This is a genomic window from Mycobacterium neumannii (assembly GCF_048452905.1).
Lineage (GTDB): Bacteria > Actinomycetota > Actinomycetes > Mycobacteriales > Mycobacteriaceae > Mycobacterium > Mycobacterium neumannii_B.
Map to the genome: position 1 here is coordinate 1590192 of NZ_JBCGVF010000003.1, position 19448 is coordinate 1609639.

General features: G+C 67.1%; 17 protein-coding genes. 12 read left to right on the top strand and 5 right to left on the bottom strand.

Features of this window, described 5'->3' with window-relative positions; all coding sequences use genetic code 11:
- Positions 1–57: 57 nt before the first annotated feature.
- From AAHH99_RS14185 to AAHH99_RS14200, 4 genes are all read left to right on the top strand, one after another.
- The gene (locus AAHH99_RS14185) at positions 58–1068 is read left to right on the top strand and encodes an ABC transporter permease (protein ID WP_418769169.1); all 1011 of its coding nucleotides are present in this window, start codon (positions 58–60) and stop codon (positions 1066–1068) included.
- Between the two features lie 16 nt (positions 1069–1084).
- Positions 1085–2248: an FAD-binding oxidoreductase gene (locus AAHH99_RS14190; RefSeq protein WP_418769170.1), complete on the top strand. Its 1164-nt coding sequence runs from the start codon at positions 1085–1087 to the stop codon at positions 2246–2248.
- 62 nt (positions 2249–2310) lie between these two features.
- Positions 2311–3372 (top strand): NAD(P)-dependent alcohol dehydrogenase, encoded by a 1062-nt coding sequence (locus AAHH99_RS14195; RefSeq protein WP_418769171.1) that lies wholly within the window; start codon positions 2311–2313, stop codon positions 3370–3372.
- Positions 3373–3472: 100 nt separating this feature from the next.
- Positions 3473–4375, top strand: coding sequence for an aldose 1-epimerase (locus tag AAHH99_RS14200; RefSeq protein ID WP_418769172.1), 903 nt, complete (start codon positions 3473–3475; stop codon positions 4373–4375).
- A gap of 8 nt (positions 4376–4383) precedes the next feature.
- Here the strand turns inward: AAHH99_RS14200 and AAHH99_RS14205 are convergent, their stop codons facing one another.
- The 4 genes from AAHH99_RS14205 to dnaK all read right to left on the bottom strand — a co-directional run bounded on the left by AAHH99_RS14205 (position 4384) and on the right by dnaK (position 8596).
- Positions 4384–4788, bottom strand: a complete 405-nt coding sequence (locus AAHH99_RS14205) for a heat shock protein transcriptional repressor HspR (protein WP_064415131.1) — start codon at positions 4786–4788, stop codon at positions 4384–4386.
- Positions 4788–5966 carry a molecular chaperone DnaJ gene (gene dnaJ / locus AAHH99_RS14210; protein ID WP_418769173.1) on the bottom strand — a complete coding sequence of 393 codons (1179 nt, stop codon included), beginning with the start codon at positions 5964–5966 and terminating at the stop codon, positions 4788–4790. Before dnaJ ends, AAHH99_RS14205 begins: the two co-directional genes overlap by 1 nt.
- A 150-nt stretch (positions 5967–6116) precedes the next feature.
- On the bottom strand, positions 6117–6740 hold the full coding sequence (gene grpE / locus AAHH99_RS14215) for a nucleotide exchange factor GrpE (RefSeq protein WP_418769174.1): 624 nt from the start codon (positions 6738–6740) through the stop codon (positions 6117–6119).
- Positions 6737–8596: a molecular chaperone DnaK gene (dnaK, locus tag AAHH99_RS14220; protein WP_418769175.1), complete on the bottom strand. Its 1860-nt coding sequence runs from the start codon at positions 8594–8596 to the stop codon at positions 6737–6739. The genes grpE and dnaK overlap by 4 nt, the downstream gene beginning before the upstream one ends.
- 239 nt (positions 8597–8835) lie before the next feature.
- Here dnaK and AAHH99_RS14225 point away from each other — a divergent pair, with 239 nt between their 5' ends.
- The 4 genes from AAHH99_RS14225 (at position 8836) to AAHH99_RS14240 (ending at position 11681) form a co-directional block, all read left to right on the top strand.
- Positions 8836–9024 (top strand): hypothetical protein, encoded by a 189-nt coding sequence (locus AAHH99_RS14225; protein ID WP_418769176.1) that lies wholly within the window; start codon positions 8836–8838, stop codon positions 9022–9024.
- 3 nt (positions 9025–9027) lie between these two features.
- Positions 9028–9942: an alpha/beta hydrolase fold domain-containing protein gene (locus AAHH99_RS14230; RefSeq protein WP_418769177.1), complete on the top strand. Its 915-nt coding sequence runs from the start codon at positions 9028–9030 to the stop codon at positions 9940–9942.
- 105 nt (positions 9943–10047) lie between these two features.
- Positions 10048–10896, top strand: a complete 849-nt coding sequence (locus AAHH99_RS14235; RefSeq protein ID WP_418769178.1) for an SDR family NAD(P)-dependent oxidoreductase — start codon at positions 10048–10050, stop codon at positions 10894–10896.
- Positions 10893–11681, top strand: a complete 789-nt coding sequence (locus tag AAHH99_RS14240) for an SDR family NAD(P)-dependent oxidoreductase (RefSeq protein WP_418769179.1) — start codon at positions 10893–10895, stop codon at positions 11679–11681. Before AAHH99_RS14235 ends, AAHH99_RS14240 begins: the two co-directional genes overlap by 4 nt.
- Here the strand turns inward: AAHH99_RS14240 and AAHH99_RS14245 are convergent.
- The gene (locus tag AAHH99_RS14245) at positions 11674–12939 is read right to left on the bottom strand and encodes a PucR family transcriptional regulator (RefSeq protein ID WP_418769180.1); all 1266 of its coding nucleotides are present in this window, start codon (positions 12937–12939) and stop codon (positions 11674–11676) included. The genes AAHH99_RS14240 and AAHH99_RS14245 overlap by 8 nt on opposite strands.
- Before the next feature lie 116 nt (positions 12940–13055).
- On the opposite strand from AAHH99_RS14245, the gene AAHH99_RS14250 reads away from it, so the two are divergent.
- From AAHH99_RS14250 to AAHH99_RS14265, 4 genes are read left to right on the top strand one after another with little or no spacing between them, the layout of a single operon-like run.
- A complete protein-coding gene (locus AAHH99_RS14250; RefSeq protein WP_418769181.1) occupies positions 13056–14573 on the top strand; it encodes a WS/DGAT/MGAT family O-acyltransferase in 1518 nt (505 codons plus the stop codon).
- The gene (locus AAHH99_RS14255; protein ID WP_418769182.1) at positions 14570–16186 is read left to right on the top strand and encodes a long-chain fatty acid--CoA ligase; all 1617 of its coding nucleotides are present in this window, start codon (positions 14570–14572) and stop codon (positions 16184–16186) included. Before AAHH99_RS14250 ends, AAHH99_RS14255 begins: the two co-directional genes overlap by 4 nt.
- A gap of 11 nt (positions 16187–16197) precedes the next feature.
- Positions 16198–16794, top strand: a complete 597-nt coding sequence (locus AAHH99_RS14260) for a hypothetical protein (protein WP_418769183.1) — start codon at positions 16198–16200, stop codon at positions 16792–16794.
- A gap of 52 nt (positions 16795–16846) precedes the next feature.
- Positions 16847–19186 carry an arylsulfatase gene (locus AAHH99_RS14265; protein ID WP_418769184.1) on the top strand — a complete coding sequence of 780 codons (2340 nt, stop codon included), beginning with the start codon at positions 16847–16849 and terminating at the stop codon, positions 19184–19186.
- Positions 19187–19448: the final 262 nt, after the last annotated feature.

Genomic DNA, 19448 nt, shown 5'->3' on the forward strand with positions numbered 1-19448 from the left:
GATGCGCATTAATTCAACGATTAATGAAAAGGCAGGGCCATGACTACCGAAAAAGCCATGACTACCGACACCCCCGCGCGGTCCAGCCACCACGCATCGCCAGTCCACGAACCGCCTGCCGCAGTACGGGCCACAGGCGTGGTCGTGGTGCTCACCGTCGTCATCGCGATCGTCGCGTTAGCCTTCGCGCTGCCCGCAGCCCGAACCGCTCCGCACCACGTGCCGATCGGCGCGGCGGGGCCGCAGGCGGCAAGCGGACAAGTCGCTGCCACCATGGAGCAGCAGGCGCCTGGCGCATTCTCGTTCACCTATTACCCGAGCGCGGACGCGCTGCGCGAAGCGATCCGCGCCCGCGACGTCTACGGCGGCATCGCACTCGGGCCCGACGGTCCCACGCTGATGATCGCGACCGGCGGCAGTCCGATGATCGCCCAGATGCTGACCCAGATCGGCAACGGCATCGCGCAGAAGACCGGCGCGCAGTTGCGCGTCGAGGATCTGGCGCCGCCGACAACCGACGACCCACGCGGAGTCGGGCTGGCCGCATCGGCGCTGCCCATCACCCTCGCCGGACTACTGCCCGCGATCGCGCTGATTTTCGCGCTCAAGCGTGAGGTGTGGACCCGGTTCACCGCCGCCGTGGTGTTCGCCGGTGTCGCCGGCATGACCATCGCCTCGCTGTTGCGCTGGGTCCTGGGGTCGATCGACGCGAACTTCTGGGGAGTCACCGGTGCGCTGACGCTGGGCATCCTGGCCATGGGGTTGACGCTGCTGGGGTTGGGATCGCTGTTCGGCCGCGTCGGCCTGGCGCTGGGCGCGGTGTTGGCGCTTCTCGTGGGCAATCCGCTGTCCGGCCTGAACAGCGCCCCGGAACTGCTGCCGAGCGGATGGGGGCAGGTGGGTCAGTTCCTGCCTCAGGGCGCCAACGCCACCCTGCTGCGGTCGGCGGCGTTCTTCGATGGCGCGGGCGCCACGGTGCCGGTCATCGTACTGGCCTGCTGGACCGTCTTCGGTGTGGCGTTGATCGTGCTGGCCGCGCTTCGCCAGCGAAGGGTGTCGCGAACCTGACATACACTCGGGCCGCGTGGGACTCGACGACCGTGACGCGCTGCGCATGCTGCGCGACGCGGTCGATCCCGCGCTCGGCTCCGATCTGATCCGCAGCTTCTACACCCACTGGTTCGCGATCGACATCTCGGTGCGCGACCTGTTCCCGCCGGACATGGACGAACAACGGCAGCGGTTCGGACACGCGGTGACGTGGGTTCTCGGCGAGCTTGTCGCCCAACGGGCGCAGGAGCCGGTGGCATTCCTCGCTCAGCTTGGCCGCGACCACCGCAAATACGGTGTCACACAACGACATTACGACAGCATGCAGACGGCGCTGTATGCCAGCTTCCGCAATCACCTCGTGGCGAGCTGGGACGACCAACTGGCCGAGGCCACGCACGACGCGGTCGCATTGATGATCGGGGTGATGCGCGGCGCCGCCGAGGCCGAGGAGGGCCCGCCGTACTGCGACGGCACGGTCATCGAGCACCTGCGCGTCAGCCGCGACGTCTCCGTCGTGCGGCTGCAACTGGACGAGCCGCTGTTCTACCACCCTGGCCAGTACGTGACGGTCCAGGTTCCGCAGTGGCCGCGCCGGTGGCGGTATCTGAGCCCGTCGATCCCGACCGAACCCGGCGGCGGCATCGAGTTCCACATCCGCTCGGTACCCGGAGGCATGGTGAGCACCGCGATCGTCGCCGAGACGACACCCGGCGACCGGTGGCGGCTGTCCAATCCGCACGGTGGGCTGCACGTGGACCGCGACGGCGGCGACGTGTTGATGGTGGCAGGCAGCACGGGTCTGGCGCCGCTGCGGGCGCTGATCATGGATCTCACCCGCTACGGCGTCAATCCGCGAGTGCACCTGTTCTTCGGCGGACGGTATCCGTGCGACCTCTACGACCTGCGCACGCTGTGGGAGATCGCCTCACAGAACCCGTGGCTCTCGGTCACCCCCGTCTCGGAGTTCAACACCAACCCGCCGTGGGCCGCCGACTATCCCGATGTGCAACCGCCGCGCGGCCTGCACGTGCGACAGACCGGCATGCTGGCCGACGTGGTCACCCGCTACGGCAACTGGGGCGACCGGCAGATCCTGCTCTGTGGCAGCCCGGCGATGGTGACAGCCACCAAGGCCGCCCTGATCGCCAAAGGAGCGCCCGCCGAACGCATTCAGCACGATCCCCTGGCCTCCTGAAACGTCGCGCAGCGGCCGCGGCGCCCGTACACTTCGATCAAGATCGACGGTCGGGAGCTCAGATGGTGACGATGCGAGCCGCACGCATGCACGGGTACAAGCAGCCACTGCGGCTGGAGGAGATTCCCATACCCGACATCGAGCCGAACCAGGTGTTGATCAAGGTTGGCGGGGCAGGCATGTGCCGCACCGACTTTCAGCTCATCGACGGCTACTTCAGCCTGCCGATGCCGCTTCCGGTGACGCCCGGTCACGAGGTCGCGGGCACCGTCGATCGGATCGGTGCCGACGTTCCGGCCTCCGCGGGACTGTCGGAGGGAACTCGCGCGGTGGTCTTCGGTCCCCTCGGCGACGGGTCATGCCGCCAGTGCCACCGCGGCAACGAACAGATCTGCAACCAGGGCCACTGGGTTGGCTTCGGTCCGCACGGCGGGTACGCGGAATACGTTCCGGTGGCGTACCAACAGGTGATACCCGTCGGAGCCGAGCTGTCGCCGGTCTCGCTGGCGCCACTGACCGATGCGGGTCTGACCCCGTACCGCGGGCTCAAGAAGCTGCGCGCGGCGGGCGTGCTCGGGCCGGGAACGACGCTGGCGGTGATGGGTGTCGGCGGCCTCGGCGCCTACGCCGTCCAGTACGCCAAGCTGCTCGGTGCGGGTGCTACGGTGGTCGCCTTCGCACGCAATGACGAAAAGCTGGCGCTGGCAACCGAAAACGGCGCCGACCACACGATCAACACCCGGGGCAAGACCGACGACCAGGTGCGTGACGCGCTCGAGCAGGCCACCGGCAGGCGCGAGTTCGACGCGGTGATCGAGTGTGTCGGTGCCGAGGACAGCATCCGGTTGGCCTTCGCGCTGTTGGCCACCGAGGGCGCGGTCGCATCGGTCGGTCTGGTGGGCAACCGCGTAGACATCCCGTTGTTTCCGGTCGTCGGCAGGGAGTACACGTTCTTCGGGTCGTTCTGGGGCAACTACACCGACCTCACCGAGGTCGTCGCGCTCGCCGAGGCCGGCAAGATCAAGGACAGCGTGACGCAGGTCCGCTTCGAAGACGTCAACGACCACATCGATGCGCTGGGCCGTGGTGATTTCGTCGGCCGCGCGGTGATCGTCTACGACTGAACAGATGGTGCCTGGATTGTGCATCTGACGACGGTTTCGACGCTTCCAACGTCGCCAGATTCACAAGCCGGTGAACCGCACAGCATGGGACGATCGTCTTGTGGTTGACTTCGATGCCGTCACGCTGAGCGATCCGTCCTCGGACCTGACCGCGACGTTCGCCCCGGCCGCAGGCATGGTGGGCACATCGTTGGCCGAGTCGGGTGACGAGTTCCTCGGTCAGCGCCGCGGCCTGACCGCCTATGTGAACAACGGCAAGACGATGGGGATCCCGATCCTGTACCCGTGGGCGAACCGGTTGAGCGCCAACACCTATGAGGTCGACGGGTCCGTCGTCACCCTGACTCCGGGTGCAGGTGGCGTCCGGACCGATGAGCACGGCGCGCCGATCCACGGCGTGCTCGCCGCCTATCCCGGTTGGGAGGTCAGCGACCGTACCGACAACAGCCTGACCGCCGTGCTCGACTACGGCGCCGACCCGCAACTGCTCGCGGCGTTTCCCTTCCCGCACGTGCTCACCCAGCACGTGACGCTCGAGGACCGCAAGCTGACCATCGAGACCACGGTGACGCCCACCGCGTCGCTGTCCGTTCCGCTGTGTTTCGGCTACCACCCGTACGTGAAGATCCCCGGTGTGCCGCGCGAGGAGTGGACGCTGGGCACCCCGGCGATGCGCCATCTGCCAGTGGACGACAAGGGCATACCCACCGGCGCTGACGAGCCCTGGCCGGGCGGTGAGCAGACCCTGATGGTCACCGCCTACGACGACGGTTTCGACCAGGTGGCCGAAGGCGCGGTGTTCACCCTCGCCGGAGGAGCGCGCCGCATCGACGTGACGTTCGAAACCGGTTATCCCGCAGCGCAACTCTTCGCACCGCCGAATGACGACCTGATCGGCATCGAACCGATGGCGGCCCCGACGGACGCGCTACGCAGAGGCGGATACCGAAAAGCGGCCCCCGGTAAGCCGGAGACCGCTCGGTTCTCGATCAGGATTCGTTGACCGGAGCTCTACTCCGCCTGGCGTCGCCGCCGACCGGCTCCGGGCTGCCAGACCACGACCGCGGTGCTCTTGGGCATCACGGCGAGGTCGCGTCGCGGAGACCCACGCAGCGCCTCGACTTCCTCGGTCAGCTCGCGGACCCGTGCCTGCAGCGCCTCGACCTGGTTGGTCAGTTCGATGATGCGCTTGATGCCTGCGAGGTTGACACCCTCGTCCTGGCTCAGCCGTTGCACCTCGCGGAGCAACTCGACGTCGTGCTGCGAGTAGCGCCTGCCGCCACCGGAGGTGCGTTGCGGACGCACCAGCCCGAGCCGGTCATACGTGCGCAGCGTCTGGGCGTGCATGCCTGCCAGCTCGGCGGCGACGGAGATCAGGAACGTACGGGCCTCGTCATTGGACCGTTTCGCAGCCATTACGCACCTGCCCATCCGGCCCGCGGATTGAAGCCGCTGGCCCGCTCCGCCTTCGCATAGGCCTCCAACGCCTCGGCCGCCTCGCCCTCCAGGTTCGGCGGCACCGCCACCTTCACTGTCACCAGCAGATCGCCGTGTCCGCCAGAGCGTTTCGGCACACCGCGGCCGCGCACGCGCAAGATGCGTCCGTCGGAGGTGCCCTTGGGCACTCGCACGCCGACCTTACCTTCCAGTGTCGGCACGGAAAGTGTTGTACCCAGCGCCAATTCGTGGAAGCTGACGGGTACAGTGACGGTCAGATCGTCGCCGTCACGCCCGAACACCTTGTCGGGCCTGACGTGAACAGTGACGTACAGGTCGCCCGACGGTGCGCCACGCAGACCCGCTTCGCCCTGGCCGGCCAGCCGAATCCGTTGACCGTCCTCCACACCCGGCGGAATCCGCACGTTGATCGTGCGGGTGCGAGTGGTCACGCCGGTGCCCTTACAGTCCTGACAGGGGTGCTCGATGATCGACCCGCTGCCGCGACACTCGGTGCACGGCTCGGAGAATCCGAACGCACCCTGGTTGCGGTTGATCACCCCGGACCCGTTGCAGCTCGGGCAGACCTTCGGACTCGTACCGGGACGGGCGCCGCTGCCATGACAGTTCGTGCACGGCGCGGGACTGGTGAGCCGCAACGGCATCGCCACACCCTTGGTCGCTTCCAGGAACGACAGCTCCGCCTCGGTCTCGAGGTCGTTGCCTCGACGCGGCCTGCTGGGTCGAGGCTGCTGTGCGCCGCGGCCGAAAAGCCCACCGAACAGGTCGCCGATGTTCGCACCGCCGGTCTGGCCGGCCGCATCGAACAGGTCGTTCAGGTTGAACTCGACGCCGTCGCCACCACCGAACCCGCCGTAGCCCCCACCGCCGCCGAACCGGCCGCGGCCGAACCCGCCGTTGGCGAACAGCCGCCGGGTCTCGTCGTACTCCTTGCGCTTGGCCGGATCGGTGAGCACCTCCTTGGCCTCGGAGACGGCCTTATACCGCTCCTCGGCGGCCGAGTTCCCGGGGTTGCGGTCGGGATGGTTCTCCGCGAGCAACTTTCGGGCCGCCCGCTTGATGTCCTGATCACTGGCGTCAGAGGAGACGCCGAGCTCGGAGTAGAAGTCCTTCTCGACCCATTCACGCTGGGCCATACCGCGCCACCTCCTTCCGCTTCTGTAGGTTTATCGCAGTCTCACTTAGATTTTGCTGGTTGCCGACGAATCTCGTCGGATTCATCGTCGCCGACGAGTCGAAGGTGGCGCGGCATTCGCCCGTCTCGGCGATTCCGCGCCACCTCCTCGTCATTCGGGTTCGGCTTCCGGCGCACCGTCACCCGAGGGGGTGTCGCCGTCGTGGGCGGCGTCCTCGGGAACCGTGTCCACCACCCCGACCAGGGCATGGCGCACGACTTGCTCGCCCACCCTGTACCCGCGTCGCATCACGGTGCCGAGGACGGGATGAGTACCCTCACCCTCGTGCTGGACGGCCTCGTGAAGTTCGGGGTCGAAGTCGTCGCCCTCGTCGCCGAATCCCGAAAGACCCAGCCCCTCAAGGGTGTTGACCAACTTGTCGGCCACTGCCTTCAACGGACCGCTCTCGAGGTCACCGTGGCTTCGCGCACGGTCGAGGTCATCGAGGATCGGCAACAGCGCCGAGATGACCGAAGCCTTCGCCCGGTCCGCGGCCACCTGCTGATCGCGCAACGCCCGCTTGCGGTAGTTCGTGAAATCGGCTTGCACCCGCTGCAGATCGGCGAGCAGTTCGGAGGCCTTGTCGGCCTCCTCCCCTGCCGCCGTCGCAGTGGGCTCCTCCGGCGCCGAATCCGGCGCCGGGTCCGAACCTGCTTCTCTCACTTCACCGGTGACGGGATCGATGCGCCGTTTGTCGGTGACGGTCACCGGCTCGTGCGGATCGTTTCCTGTCACTTGTTCTCCTTGTCAGATTCATCGTCGACGACCTCGGCGTCCACGACGTTGTCGTCCGCCGGACCAGCGTCCGCACTCCCGCCCGCCGCCTGCTCGGCCTGGGTGGCCTCGTAGATGGCCTGGCCGAGGGCCTGCGACTCGACGCCGAGCTTCTCCATGGCGGACTTGATCTCACCGATGTCGGTGCCTTCCAGCGCCTTCTTGGCATCGGCGATCGCCGCGTCCACCTTGGTCAGCGTGTCCTCGGGGACCTTCGAGCCGCCTTCAGCACCACGCTGCTCGGAGACGAACTTCTCGGTCTGGTAGACCAGCGACTCCGCCTGGTTGCGGACGTCGGCCTCCTCGCGACGCTGACGGTCCTCCTCGGCGTGCGCCTCGGCGTCCTTGATCATCCGGTCGATCTCATCCTTGGACAGGCCGGAGCCTTCCTGGATGCGGATCGTGTTCTCCTTGCCGGTGCCCTTGTCCTTCGCGGTCACGTGCACGATGCCGTTGGCATCGATGTCGAAGGTGACCTCGATCTGGGGCACACCGCGCGGAGCCGGCGGGATACCGGTCAACTCGAAGCTGCCGAGCAGCTTGTTGTGCGCGGCGATTTCGCGCTCACCCTGGAAGACCTGGATCTGCACCGACGGCTGGTTGTCGTCGGCCGTGGTGAAGGTCTCCGACCGCTTGGTCGGGATGGTGGTGTTGCGCTCGATCAGCTTGGTCATCACGCCACCCTTGGTCTCGATACCCAGGGACAGCGGCGTGACGTCAAGCAGCAGAACGTCCTTCACCTCACCCTTGAGCACACCGGCCTGCAGGGCGGCGCCGACCGCGACGACCTCGTCGGGGTTGACACCCTTGTTCGGCTCCTTGCCGCCGGTCATCTCCTTGACCAGTTCCGACACCGCGGGCATGCGGGTCGAGCCGCCGACCAGCACCACGTGGTCGATGTCGGACACCGAGATACCGGCGTCCTTGACCACCTGCTGGAACGGCTGGCGGGTGCGGTCGAGCAGATCCTGGGTGATGCGCTGGAACTCAGCACGCGTCAGCTGTTCGTCGAGGAACAGCGGGTTCTTGTCCGCGTCGACGGTGATGTAGGGCAGGTTGATCGAGGTGCTCTGGCTCGAGCTCAGCTCGATCTTGGCCTTCTCGGCGGCCTCACGCAGCCGCTGCATCGCCATCTTGTCCTTGGTCAGGTCGATGCCGGAGGTGGCCTTGAACTTGTCGACCAGCCACTCCACGATCCGGTCGTCCCAGTCGTCGCCACCCAGGTGGTTGTCACCACTGGTGGCGCGCACCTCGACGACGCCCTCACCGATCTCGAGCAGCGAGACGTCGAACGTGCCGCCACCGAGGTCGAACACCAGGATGGTCTGCTCACTCTGACCCTTGTCCAGGCCGTAGGCCAGCGCTGCCGCAGTGGGCTCGTTGACGATCCGCAGCACGTTCATGCCGGCGATCTGCCCGGCCTCCTTGGTGGCCTGGCGCTGAGCATCATTGAAGTAGGCGGGCACGGTGATGACGGCGTCGGTGATGTCCTCGCCGAGGTAGCTCTCCGCGTCGCGCTTCAGCTTCTGTAGCGTTCGGGCGCTGATCTCCTGCGCCGTGTACTTCTTGTCGTCGATCTCCACGGACCAGTCGGTGCCCATGTGCCGCTTGACCGAACGGATGGTCCGGTCGACGTTGGTCACCGCCTGGTTCTTGGCGGGCTGGCCGACCAGCACCTCTCCGTTACGCGCGAACGCGACGACGGACGGCGTGGTGCGGGAGCCCTCGGAGTTCGCGACGACAACGGGATCGCCACCCTCCAGTACCGCGACGACGGAGTTGGTGGTCCCGAGGTCGATTCCGACCGCACGAGCCATGTTTGTTCCTCCTGAAATAGTCCTGCTTGTTGGGGTCTGAGTGCACCGCACTCAAGACTGCGCCGACAGACTACATCCTGTCAACCCAGACTTGAGTCGAACTCACTCAAGTGTCGATAGGCTCAACGGCCGATTCGCGGGGTTTGTTCCCCGGGTTCGATCCGGGTCCCGGGTATGTGCGGCCGCGACATATCCGCTGCGAAGTTTCGTCACGTCGGCACAAGCGAACACAATGCGCGGTGTCCGACTCTTGTCCGGACCGCATGGCCGACCTGCTGCGCGGAGGAAGCGAGTTACCCATGTCGTCGTGCGCGTCGGCCGTCCTGATATTCCTGCTCACTCTCTCGCCGGTGCTGATCCCGGCGGCGATCAGCGCAGGCCACGCTCTCGACGCGGCGCGGAAGCAGCTCACGTACCCGGGCGCCTGAGCGATGCCAGCACGGCCGAGGCGCCGCGCCGGTACCTGGCTGGCCGCGCATTCGGCCCAGCGTCTGCTTCCGCTCGTTCCTGCCCCGCGCAGTTTCCGGTTCACCTCACGCCACATCGCCGGGCCCGGCCGCATCGACGTGCCCACCCGCCACGGCAGCGTCGGCTGCCTGATCTACCAGCCGCATCCTGCGGCGCCGTTGACCGGCGTGAGCGGTGGTCCGCCCGTTACCCTGCACCTGCACGGCGGCGCGTTCATCGTGCGCAACCCGCGGCAGGAGGAGTACCTCGCCGAGTACATCGCGGCCGAGGTCGGCGCCGTGGTGGTACTGCCCGACTACGCCACCGCGCCCCAGGTTCAGTACCCGGTGGCCGAGCAGCAGTGCTATGACATCGCACGGTGGTTGCGCCATGAGGGCTCCCACTACGGCTGGAACACCTCGCGCATGTCGCTCTCGGGTGCGAGCGCAGGCGCCAAGCTGGCGGTGAACGTGTGCCAGCAATCACGCCAAGACGATGAGCTGGATTGGCGGGCAGCACTTCTGACGTTTCCGGTCACGGACCTCTCCCGCTTCGATCGAACGTCGGCCAAAAAGCGGCCGCGGATCTCCCCGAGGATTCAACGCCTGGCCATCGAGGCCTACGTCGCCGACCCGAGCGTCCGGCGCGAACCACTGGCCTCCCCGGTGTTCGACACCGCCCTCGCCGAAGCCATGCCGCCCAGCCTGGTCATGACCGGTGAACTCGACACGCTCGGCCCTGAAGGTGACGCGCTCGCAACAGAATTCGCTCGCCGAGGTGTGGCCACCACGCACCGCCGCTTCGCGGGCATCGACCACGGCTTCACGAGATCGCAAACGGACACCGCTCGCCAAGCCATGGCCCTCATCGGTGCTCATCTCATTCGGTACCTGACGTGAGAGGCGCCGGGATGCGGGCCATTGTCGTTGCCCCACAACGGGCAAGGGACCAGTTGGCGGCTTCGCACGAGCGATCCACGACGTCACGGCCATAACGTCGTCGCCATGCCTCGATCGAGCTCCCGACTCAGAACCGCAGACCTCACCGACCGGGTGGCGGTGATCACCGGCGCGGGCAGCGGCATCGGCCGCGAGCTGGCGCGGCTGTGCGCCGAACGCGGCGCCCACCTCTCGCTGTGCGACATCGACGAAGCCGGTCTGGCCTACACCGCCGATGCGGCCCGAAGCCGGGGAACACAGGTGCTGACCCGCCGTGTCGATGTGTCCGACGGCGCAGAGATGTCCGCGTTCGCCGACGCGACGTTCAACCGCTTCGACGGGGTGGACATTGTGGTCAACAACGCCGGCGTGGGACTGGTCGGCGGGTTCCTCGACACCAGCGCCAAGGACTGGCAGTGGCTGGTCGGCGTCAACCTGATGGGGGTCGTGCACGGTTGCGACGCGTTCCTGCCCACCATGATCGAGTCCGGAGGCGGCGGGCACGTCGTCAACCTCTCCTCGGCCGCCGGCCTGCTGGCTAATCCACAGCTGAGCGCCTACAGCGCAACGAAATACGCCGTCCTCGGATTATCGGAAGCGTTACGGATGGAGCTCAGGCCACACCGCGTCGGTGTCACGGCGGTGTGTCCGGGCATCATCGACACTGCCATCACGCAGAACAGCCCGATCCGCGGGGACGGGGACCTCGACGAGCGCCGCAGCCGGCTCGCGTCGACCTACCGCAAGCGCGGGTACTCACCTGAGCGCGTCGCGCGCAACATCCTGCGCGCAGTGGACCGAGATCGCGCCGTGGCGCCCATCGCCGCCGAGGCGCACGTCATGTATGCGCTCTCTCGCTGCGCTCCGCTGCTGGCGCGGTGGGTCGCCGCCCGGACCGCCGAGATGGCGAAATGACGCGGCTGGCGGGTCGACACGCCCTGGTCACCGGAGCAACCGGTGGAATCGGCCACGCGATCGCGCAGGAACTGGCCGCGCGCGGCTGTTCGCTCACGGTCACGGGCCGGCGCGAGCTGGAGCTCAAGCGGTTGGTCGGCGAGCTGGGACCGGCCGCTCAGGGGCTGACCGCCGACCTCACCGACCTCGATCAGGTGGGCGACCTGATGGACCGCGCGGGCCCGGTCGACGTGTTGGTCGCCAACGCAGGCGTCGGCGTTCCGGAAGACCTGGCAATGCTGAGCGATGCCGAGATCGCCGATGCCATCCGCGTCAACCTTCTCGCTCCGGCGGCCCTGGCACGAGCGGCGGTGGGCCCGATGACGCGACGCGGACGCGGGCACATCGTGTTCATCTCCTCGGGAGCCGGCCTGATCGCGACCCCAGGCAACGGCTCGGTCTACACGGCGACGAAGTGGGGCCTGCGGGGCCTCGGCCTGGCCCTGAGGCAGGAACTGCACGGAACGGGCGTCGGGGTTTCGACCGTCTTCCCCGGACCGATCCGAGACGCCGGAATGTTGGCCGACACCGGCGTCACCCTTCCGCGCGGATTCGGCACGAGTACAACGCGGGACGTCGCGCGAGCGGTGGCCCGGGCGGTCGAGCGGGATAGGCCGGAGACGACGGTCGCGTCGGCCGGCGTGCGACTGCTGGTCGGATTCGGCGCTCTCGCACCGGTTCTGATAGGCGAGATCGCTCGGCTGGCCAACGTCGGGCGGGTGCGCGAAGCGATGCTGACTAGGTGACCAGCTCGACGAGGGCCAGTGCGGCGCGCAGTTCGAGGGTGCGCTTGTCCACCGGGCGCCCGAGCAGTTCCTCGGCCTGACGGATTCGGTAGGCGACGGTGTTCTCGTGCACGTGCAGCCGTTTGGCGGTCCGTCCGCGGCTGCCGTTCTCCTCCAGGTAGGCCCGCAGGGTCGCGGCCAGCCGGCGGGTCGCCTCATCCGTCGCCCTCAACTTGCCGAGTTCGCGTTGCACGAACGCCGTTGCCTGGTCGGCGTCGACGGTGGCAAGCGCACGCAGCGAGACGGTGTGGTAACGCGTGACACTGCCTGCGGGGCGCCGGGCCAGGCGGGCGACCCGTTGGGCTTCGAGCGCCTCGACGTGACTGCTCCGAAAACCCGCGATGCCGCGCGCGGGTTCCCCAACTGCGATCTGGACCCCTGGCGCCGTGGCGGTGCGGAAGCGCAACTCGTCGAGCACTTTCGACGGGACCTCGCTGTGCGAGCCGATCCACGCCGCGGCCGAAAGGATGCCGAGCGGATGTACCAGTGGCTTCTGGTCACCGATCGCCGCGGCGATGTCGCGGATGGCTGACTCCAATAGTGCTTGGGTGTTGCGGCCCTCCTCATGCGAATCCAGCCAGGCGATCGCCGCGACGTGCACTCGGCGGACGTCATGGCGCAACCGCCGGCTCGCCACCTCGGTGTCGATCGGCGCGCCGGCCAGGATGGTGCCGATGGTCTCGGCCTGGCTCGCGGAGGCACTGCGCAGCCATCGGTCTCGCTCTGCCGTGTAGACCTCTTCCACCAGACACAGCGCGGCGTCCACATAGGCGAACATCCACTGCGAACTCAAATCCGTTGCCAGGATCAACTCCTCGGCGTCGCGCGCGTGGCTTTCCAGGATCGAGGTGAAGTGCTGAGCGGTCGCGGCGTGTGCGAGCCGGTAGCTGCGCATCAGGGTGGCCAACGGGATGGCGTGTTGCGCACCGTCCAGGGCGTAGGCGAGCGTCGGCGATGCCAGCCGCGCCGCCTCGCCGGGATCGGCACCCGCCAGCAGCACCTCGGCGAAATCTCGGATACTGGCCTCGGTACTCGCCCGGTTAACTTCGAGCGCCTCGGCGCTGGCGAGCAATTCGGGCAGCCGCTCGCTGGTGAAATCGTTGACCGCAACGGAGATCTCACTTGCCCGCGCCGCAAGTTCGGTGGCCGACGGACACAGCACCGACGACCACACCCGACGTCGGTCCTCACCGTGTACGCCCGCCCAGGCCGGCTCCATGCAGAGCACGGTATCGCCGTCAGCCAACCGGTGGTACGCGAATTCCACAACGGCCGGGCACAACGTTGGCGCGCGCAGACAAGAAAGCGGGGGCCCGCCCGGACGACCATCGTCGTATGCGACAACTGACCAGTCTCGACGCCCAGTTCCTGGCCATGGAAAACGATCGCGTGCAGGGCCACGTCAGCGTCCTCGGTATCTACGAATCGCATACTGCGGCCGGCCTGCCGCTCGATGCGGCGCTCGTCCGAGACGTCATCGGCAGCCGCTTGCATCTGTTGCCCACCTTTCGCTGGCGGCTCGCACAGGTTCCGTTCGATCTGGACTACCCGTACTGGGTCGACGACGGCACTTTCGACATCGAGTACCACGTCCGTGAACTCGCGCTCCCATCACCGGGTGGTGAGCGCCAGCTCGCCGAGCAGGTGGCCCGCATCATCGGCCGCCAACTCGACCGGGCGCGCCCGCTGTGGGAGGTGTACGTCATCCACGGCCTCGCCGACGGCGGTGTCGCCGTGCTGACAAAGATGCACCACGCCGCCGTCGACGGCGTGTCCGGCGCCGAGGTGATGAGCATCCTCCTCGACGACACGACGGGCCGCGAGCGCGAACCCGCGCCGGAGATCGTCGCCGAGAGCTTCCCTTCAGAGGTGGAGATGCTGGGGCGCGGCCTGGTGGGCCTGCTGCGCCAGCCGTTCCGGGTGCTTCGCGCGGGCCCGACAGCGTTGCCGCACCTCGACGATGTGCCGACCATTCGGCACCTGCCCGGCGTGAAGGCCATCGCCCGCAGCAGCCGACTGGTCAAGCGCGCGCTGCGAGGCGGCGCCGGCGGCGCGACTTTGCGCGGCAGCGACATCTCCGCGCCGCGCACCCGGTTTCAGGCCCGCGTGTCACCGCACCGCCGCGTCGCCTTCGGTTCATTGCCACTCGGCGAGGTCAAAGACGTCAAGAACACGTTCGGGTGCACGGTCAACGACGTCGTCCTGGCCATCTGCACCGCGGGTCTGCGGTCCTGGCTCGGCGAGCAGGCCGAGCTGCCCGACGAGCCGCTCGCCAGCTTCATCCCGATGTCCGTGCGAACCCTGGAGCAGCGCGGCACCTTCGGCAACCGCGTCTCGGTGATGCTGACCACGCTGCCCACCGACGAGGCCGACCCGATTGCGCGGCTGAGCCGCATCAACGAGGCCATGAGCGACGCCAAGGAGCGCCACCGCGCGCTACCCGCATCGCTGCTGCAGGACGCCAACCACTTCATCCCCCCGGCGCTGTTCGCTCAGGCGGCAAGGGCGACATCGCGGCTGGCGGGCCTGCGCGGGCTGAATCAGCCTGCGAACGTGATGATCTCGAATGTTCCGGGCCCGTCGGCCCCGCTGTACCTCGGCGGTGCCCGCCAGCGCGCGCAGTTCCCGGTCTCCGGGGTGCTGGACGGAATCGGCATCAATATCACCGTGATGAGCTACCAGGACTCGCTCGAGTTCGGCATCGTCGTCGACCGCGAACTCGTCGACGACCCGTGGCCGATCCTCGACGCTCTGCGCGCCGGCCTGGAAGAGCTGCGTGACGCCGCACATACGGCGAATTCAACTGTGTCGCAGAGCAGGAAGATCGCTACTCGCAGGAAGGCGACCTCATGACCGCACATGGTCTTCGCAGCAACAGCATGGACGACTACCCGCTGGCGCTGACCGCAATCGTGGAACGCGCCGAACGGTTCCACGCCGACCAGTCGGTCGTTTCACGCCGCCCCTCGGGGGTGATCACCCGAACCACCCTCGGCACCTGCGCGAGTCGGGCACGACGGCTCGCCGGAGCACTGTCGGCACTCGGTGTGCGCGAGGGCGAACCGGTGGCCACCTTGCTGTGGAACCAGAGCGAACACCTCGAACTGTACTTCGCGGTTCCCGCCATGGGTGCGGTCATCCACACTCTCAACCCGCGGCTGTTTCCCGACGAACTCGGCTACATCGTCGACGACGCCGAGGACAACGTTATCGTCGTCGACGAGTCGTTGTTGGAGGTGTTCGAAAGCTTCCGTAGCGCACGCTCTTTCGCGCACGTCATCGTCGTCACGCACACCGGCGAAGCACCGGCGGGAACACTGGATTACGAGTCGCTGATAGCCGACGCGGAGCCTGTCGAGTGGCCCGTCCTCGACGAACACCGTGCGGCGGCGATGTGCTACACATCCGGCACCACCGGACGGCCCAAGGGTGTGGTGTATTCCCACCGGGCGCTCACGTTGCATTCGCTTGTCGCCGCGCTGCCCGACCAACTGGCGGTATCGGCACACGACACGGTTCTTCCCGTCGTGCCGATGTTCCACGCCAACGCGTGGGGCCTGCCGTACGCGGCGGCGCTGGCCGGCGCCCGCCTGGTGTTGCCCGGGCCGCGGCTGGATGCCGAGAGCGTGCTCGACCTGTGTGCCGCTGAACGGGTCACGATGACGGCGGGCGTGCCGACGGTGTGGATGGGGATGCTCGCGGCACTCGACGCCGAACCGAACAAGTGGGACCTGTCCGAGCTGGACCGGCTGATCGTCGGGGGCGCGGCCGTGCCGCGGTCGATGTTCGAGGGGTTCGACCGCCACGGCTTGACCGTCGTGCAGGCGTGGGGAATGACCGAGACCGCACCGCTGGGAGCCGTCTGCCGGCTGCCGGGGCGCCTCTTCGAGAGCGAGCGTGACGAGCAGTACAGCCATCGCACCCGGCAGGGTGTCGCCACCCCGTTCTTCGAGATCCGCGCGCGCGACGACAACGGAGCGCTCATCGCCTGGGACGACGCCGCCATGGGCGAATTGGAGGTGCGCGGCCCCTGGGTGGCGTCGAGCTACCACGGCGGACGGGGCGCCGACAGCTTCACACCCGACGGCTGGTTCCGCACCGGCGACGTGGTGCGGATCGACCCGCACGGCTGCATCCGGATCTGCGATCGGTCAAAAGACCTGGTCAAGTCCGGCGGCGAATGGATCTCTTCGGTGGACCTGGAGAACCAGCTCATGTCGCACGCCGCCGTCGCGCAGGCCGCCGTGATCGCGGTGCCCGACGACCGCTGGGGCGAGCGTCCACTGGCCGTCGTGGTGCTCCGCGACGGCGGGCGAGCATCGGCCGATGAACTGCGCGACCACCTGGCCCGGGAGTTCGCCAAATGGCAGCTGCCCGACCGGTTCGAGTTCATGGAAGCGATCCCTTGCACCGCCACCGGAAAGTTCAAGAAGTCCGTCCTACGAAACCTGTTCACCACAGCCTGAAAGGAACCACCATGAGCAGATTCGACATCACCCAGACCAACCGGGCCGTGGAGCGTTTGATCGAGACCACGGACAACCCCCGCCATCTGTACCTGCTGCACGCCTACAACCGGCACCGCTATCTGGAGATGGCCGGCCGCTATGAGGAGATCTTCGCCCCGGACATGACGGTCGAAAAGCCCGTCTACCACTTCAACATGCTCGGCAAGACTCTCACCGTCGAGGGCGCCGAGGCGGTGAAATCGCTCTACCGGGAGTGGGCGCACACGGCGCAGTGCATCTTCTACGCCGACGACGAGAAGCTGGCAATCAGCGACGACATGATCGTGTCGACGTCGTTCATCTACCAGCAGACGTCCGGTGCCATCCTGGCCGCCGAGGGTGTGCCGGTCGACCCCACCGCCACGTACCTGGTGAAGACGGCCGAGCACATGATCTGGCCCTACGACAACGGCCTATTGGTCGGTGAAGATGTCTGGGAGTACGACGAAACGGCTCGCGATTTCATTCAGCTCGACCCGGTCGACGTGCTCACGGTCGAGCAGTCCGCCAAGCTGCTCGATCCACTGATCAAGCCTCTCCCCGAACACAATCCATTTCTCGGGTGACCGCGCCACTGATTGCCTAGGCTGACACAGTGAGACCGGCGAAAGGAATGAAATGGCCGAGGGAAAAGGCACCGACGTGGTGGCTCCGAAGTTGCCGGACGGCGGAGTGTTGCCGTTCGCGCCCGTCCCGTCGGCCAGTATCGCCGGCCGCACACTGCAGGAATCCACCTACGCCCAGCGGGCGGTGCCACGGCGACTGCACGACGACGCACCCAACATCGTCATCGTCCTCATCGACGACGCCGGGCCGGGTTTGCCGACGACGTTCGGCGGTGAGGTCCACACCGACACCATGGACCGAATCTGCGCGGACGGAGTGTCCTACAACCGCTTCCACACCACCGCGATGTGCTCCCCGACGCGGGCGGCGCTGCTGACCGGGCGCAACCATCACGAGATCGGCAACGGCCAGATTGCTGAGCTCGCCAACGACTGGGACGGATACGCCGGCAAGATTCCGCGTAGCAGCGCCACGGTCGCCGAAGTACTCAAGCAATACGGCTACGCCACGTCGGCCTTCGGCAAGTGGCACAATACCCCCGCCGAGGAGACCACTGCGGCCGGTCCGTTCGAAAATTGGCCGACCGGTCTGGGTTTCGAGTACTTCTACGGCTTCTTGGCCGGGGAGGCGTCACAGTACGAGCCGCATCTGGTGCGCAACACCACCGTCGTCATACCATCCCGGACGCCGGAAGAGGGATATCACCTTTCGGAGGATCTTGCCGACGACGCCATCTCGTGGTTGCGCCGGCACAAGGCGTTCAATGCCGACAAGCCATTCTTCATGTACTGGGCCAGCGGGTGTCTGCACGGGCCGCACCACATCATGAAGGAATGGGCCGACACGTACGCCGGCAAGTTCGACGACGGTTGGGATGCCTACCGCGAGCGGGTGTTCGAGCGGGCTAAAGAGAAGGGCTGGATCCCGCCCGACTGCCAACTCACCGAGCGCGACGATGCGTTGGCCTCCTGGGACAGCATCCCCGAGGACGAGAAGCCCTTCCAGCGTCGTCTCATGGAGGTGGCCGCCGGCTATGCCGAGCACGTCGACGTGCAAGTCGGCCGGATCGCCGATGAGTTGGACCGTCTGGGATACGGCGAGAACACGCTATTCCTCTACATCTGGGGTGACAACGGCTCGTCGGGTGAGGGGCAAAACGGCACGATCGCGGAACTGTTGGCGCAGAATGGCATTCCTACTTCGGTGCGCCAGCACATCGATGCCCTCGACGAGCTCGGCGGTCTGGACGTGCTGGGTTCGCCGCTGGTCGACAACCAGTACCACGCCGCGTGGGCGTGGGCAGGCAGCACGCCGTACAAGGGGATGAAACTGCTCGCCTCTCATCTCGGTGGCACCCGCAACCCGATGGCGGTCAAGTGGCCGGCCAAGGTCGCCGCGGATTCCACACCACGTGATGTGTTCCTGCACTGCAACGACATCGTTCCCACCATCTACGACATCGTCGGCATCACTGCGCCGCGAGTGGTCAACGGTGAACCTCAGATCCCGCTGGCCGGTGCCAGTTTCGCCGCCACCCTGACCGATCGTGACGCCGCTGGCGGCAAGAAGACCCAGTACTTCGAGATCATGGGCAGCCGCGCCATCTATCACGACGGGTGGCTGGCGTCTGCCCGCGGGCCGCGGCTCCCGTGGGTGCCCGGACAGCCCGAGGGCATCGCCACCTGGACACCCGATGCCGACGCCTGGGAGCTCTATCACCTCGACGAGGACTGGTCGCAGGCCGAAGATCTGGCGCAACAACAGCCCGAGAAGCTGACCCAGATGCGCGAGATGTTTGCCATCGAGGCTGCGCGCAATTCGGTGCTCCCGATCGGCGGCGGATTGTGGGTGCCCGTCTATCACCCCGAGTTACGGATCGCTCCGCCCTACCGGGAATGGGTGTTCTCCGGAGACATGGTGCGCATGCCGGAGTTCTGCGCCCCCGCGCTGGGCAACAAGAACAATGTCCTCACAATCGACGCCCACCTGCCCGCCGACGCCAACGGCGTGCTGTATGCACTCGGGGCGGCGGCCGGAGGGCTGACCTGCTACCTCGACGACGGGTACCTCTGCTACGAGTACAACCTCTTCATCCTGCAGCGCACGAAGATTCGGTCGCGCGCGAAGATTCCGCCGGGGCACACGACGATCTCGGTGCAGACCCGCTACGCCGAACAGCGACCCGCCGGGCCACTGGACATCACTCTGTTCGTCGGAGGTGAAACCGTTGCGACAGGACAGGTTCCAGTGAGCGCTCCGCTGTTGTTCACCGCCAACGACTGCCTCGACATCGGCACCTGCCTGGGTTCACCGGTCTCGCTGGACTACCGCGAGCGTGCGCCGTTCCCGTTCGAGGGGCGTATCGACCGCGTCCATGTCGTCTACACCTGAGAATCGGCGGATCGGTCGCACGGCAGTCTGTGTACCGGACGTCAGCTATCACCTGCCCCATGGACTCCGCTGCGGCGATGTGGCCGCTGAACTCCGCCCGCTCAGCTGATGAGCGGTATCGGCGCACCCAGCTTCGGTAGGTCTCGGCCTCACCTGCTGCGTTGGCCAGCAGACCCCTGCGGGCTTCGGGCGAAGTCTCGCTCAGGGAACTTCGCACATCAACCAGGCCACGCTCATGCCCCGCTTCCGATTCCTGTTCGGA

Excerpts from the sequence above, each read along its gene's own strand:
- AAHH99_RS14185 (WP_418769169.1), top strand. The coding sequence starts at position 58 with ATGACTACCGACACCCCCGCGCGGTCCAGCCACCACGCATCGCCAGTC.
- AAHH99_RS14195 (WP_418769171.1), top strand. The coding sequence starts at position 2,311 with ATGGTGACGATGCGAGCCGCACGCATGCACGGGTACAAGCAGCCACTG.
- AAHH99_RS14205 (WP_064415131.1), bottom strand. The coding sequence starts at position 4,788 with ATGGCTGCGAAACGGTCCAATGACGAGGCCCGTACGTTCCTGATCTCC.
- dnaJ (WP_418769173.1), bottom strand. The coding sequence starts at position 5,966 with ATGGCCCAGCGTGAATGGGTCGAGAAGGACTTCTACTCCGAGCTCGGC.
- dnaK (WP_418769175.1), bottom strand. The coding sequence starts at position 8,596 with ATGGCTCGTGCGGTCGGAATCGACCTCGGGACCACCAACTCCGTCGTC.
- AAHH99_RS14230 (WP_418769177.1), top strand. The coding sequence starts at position 9,028 with ATGCCAGCACGGCCGAGGCGCCGCGCCGGTACCTGGCTGGCCGCGCAT.
- AAHH99_RS14235 (WP_418769178.1), top strand. The coding sequence starts at position 10,048 with ATGCCTCGATCGAGCTCCCGACTCAGAACCGCAGACCTCACCGACCGG.
- AAHH99_RS14240 (WP_418769179.1), top strand. The coding sequence starts at position 10,893 with ATGACGCGGCTGGCGGGTCGACACGCCCTGGTCACCGGAGCAACCGGT.
- AAHH99_RS14245 (WP_418769180.1), bottom strand. The coding sequence starts at position 12,939 with ATGGAGCCGGCCTGGGCGGGCGTACACGGTGAGGACCGACGTCGGGTG.
- AAHH99_RS14250 (WP_418769181.1), top strand. The coding sequence starts at position 13,056 with ATGCGACAACTGACCAGTCTCGACGCCCAGTTCCTGGCCATGGAAAAC.
- AAHH99_RS14255 (WP_418769182.1), top strand. The coding sequence starts at position 14,570 with ATGACCGCACATGGTCTTCGCAGCAACAGCATGGACGACTACCCGCTG.
- AAHH99_RS14260 (WP_418769183.1), top strand. The coding sequence starts at position 16,198 with ATGAGCAGATTCGACATCACCCAGACCAACCGGGCCGTGGAGCGTTTG.
- AAHH99_RS14265 (WP_418769184.1), top strand. The coding sequence starts at position 16,847 with ATGGCCGAGGGAAAAGGCACCGACGTGGTGGCTCCGAAGTTGCCGGAC.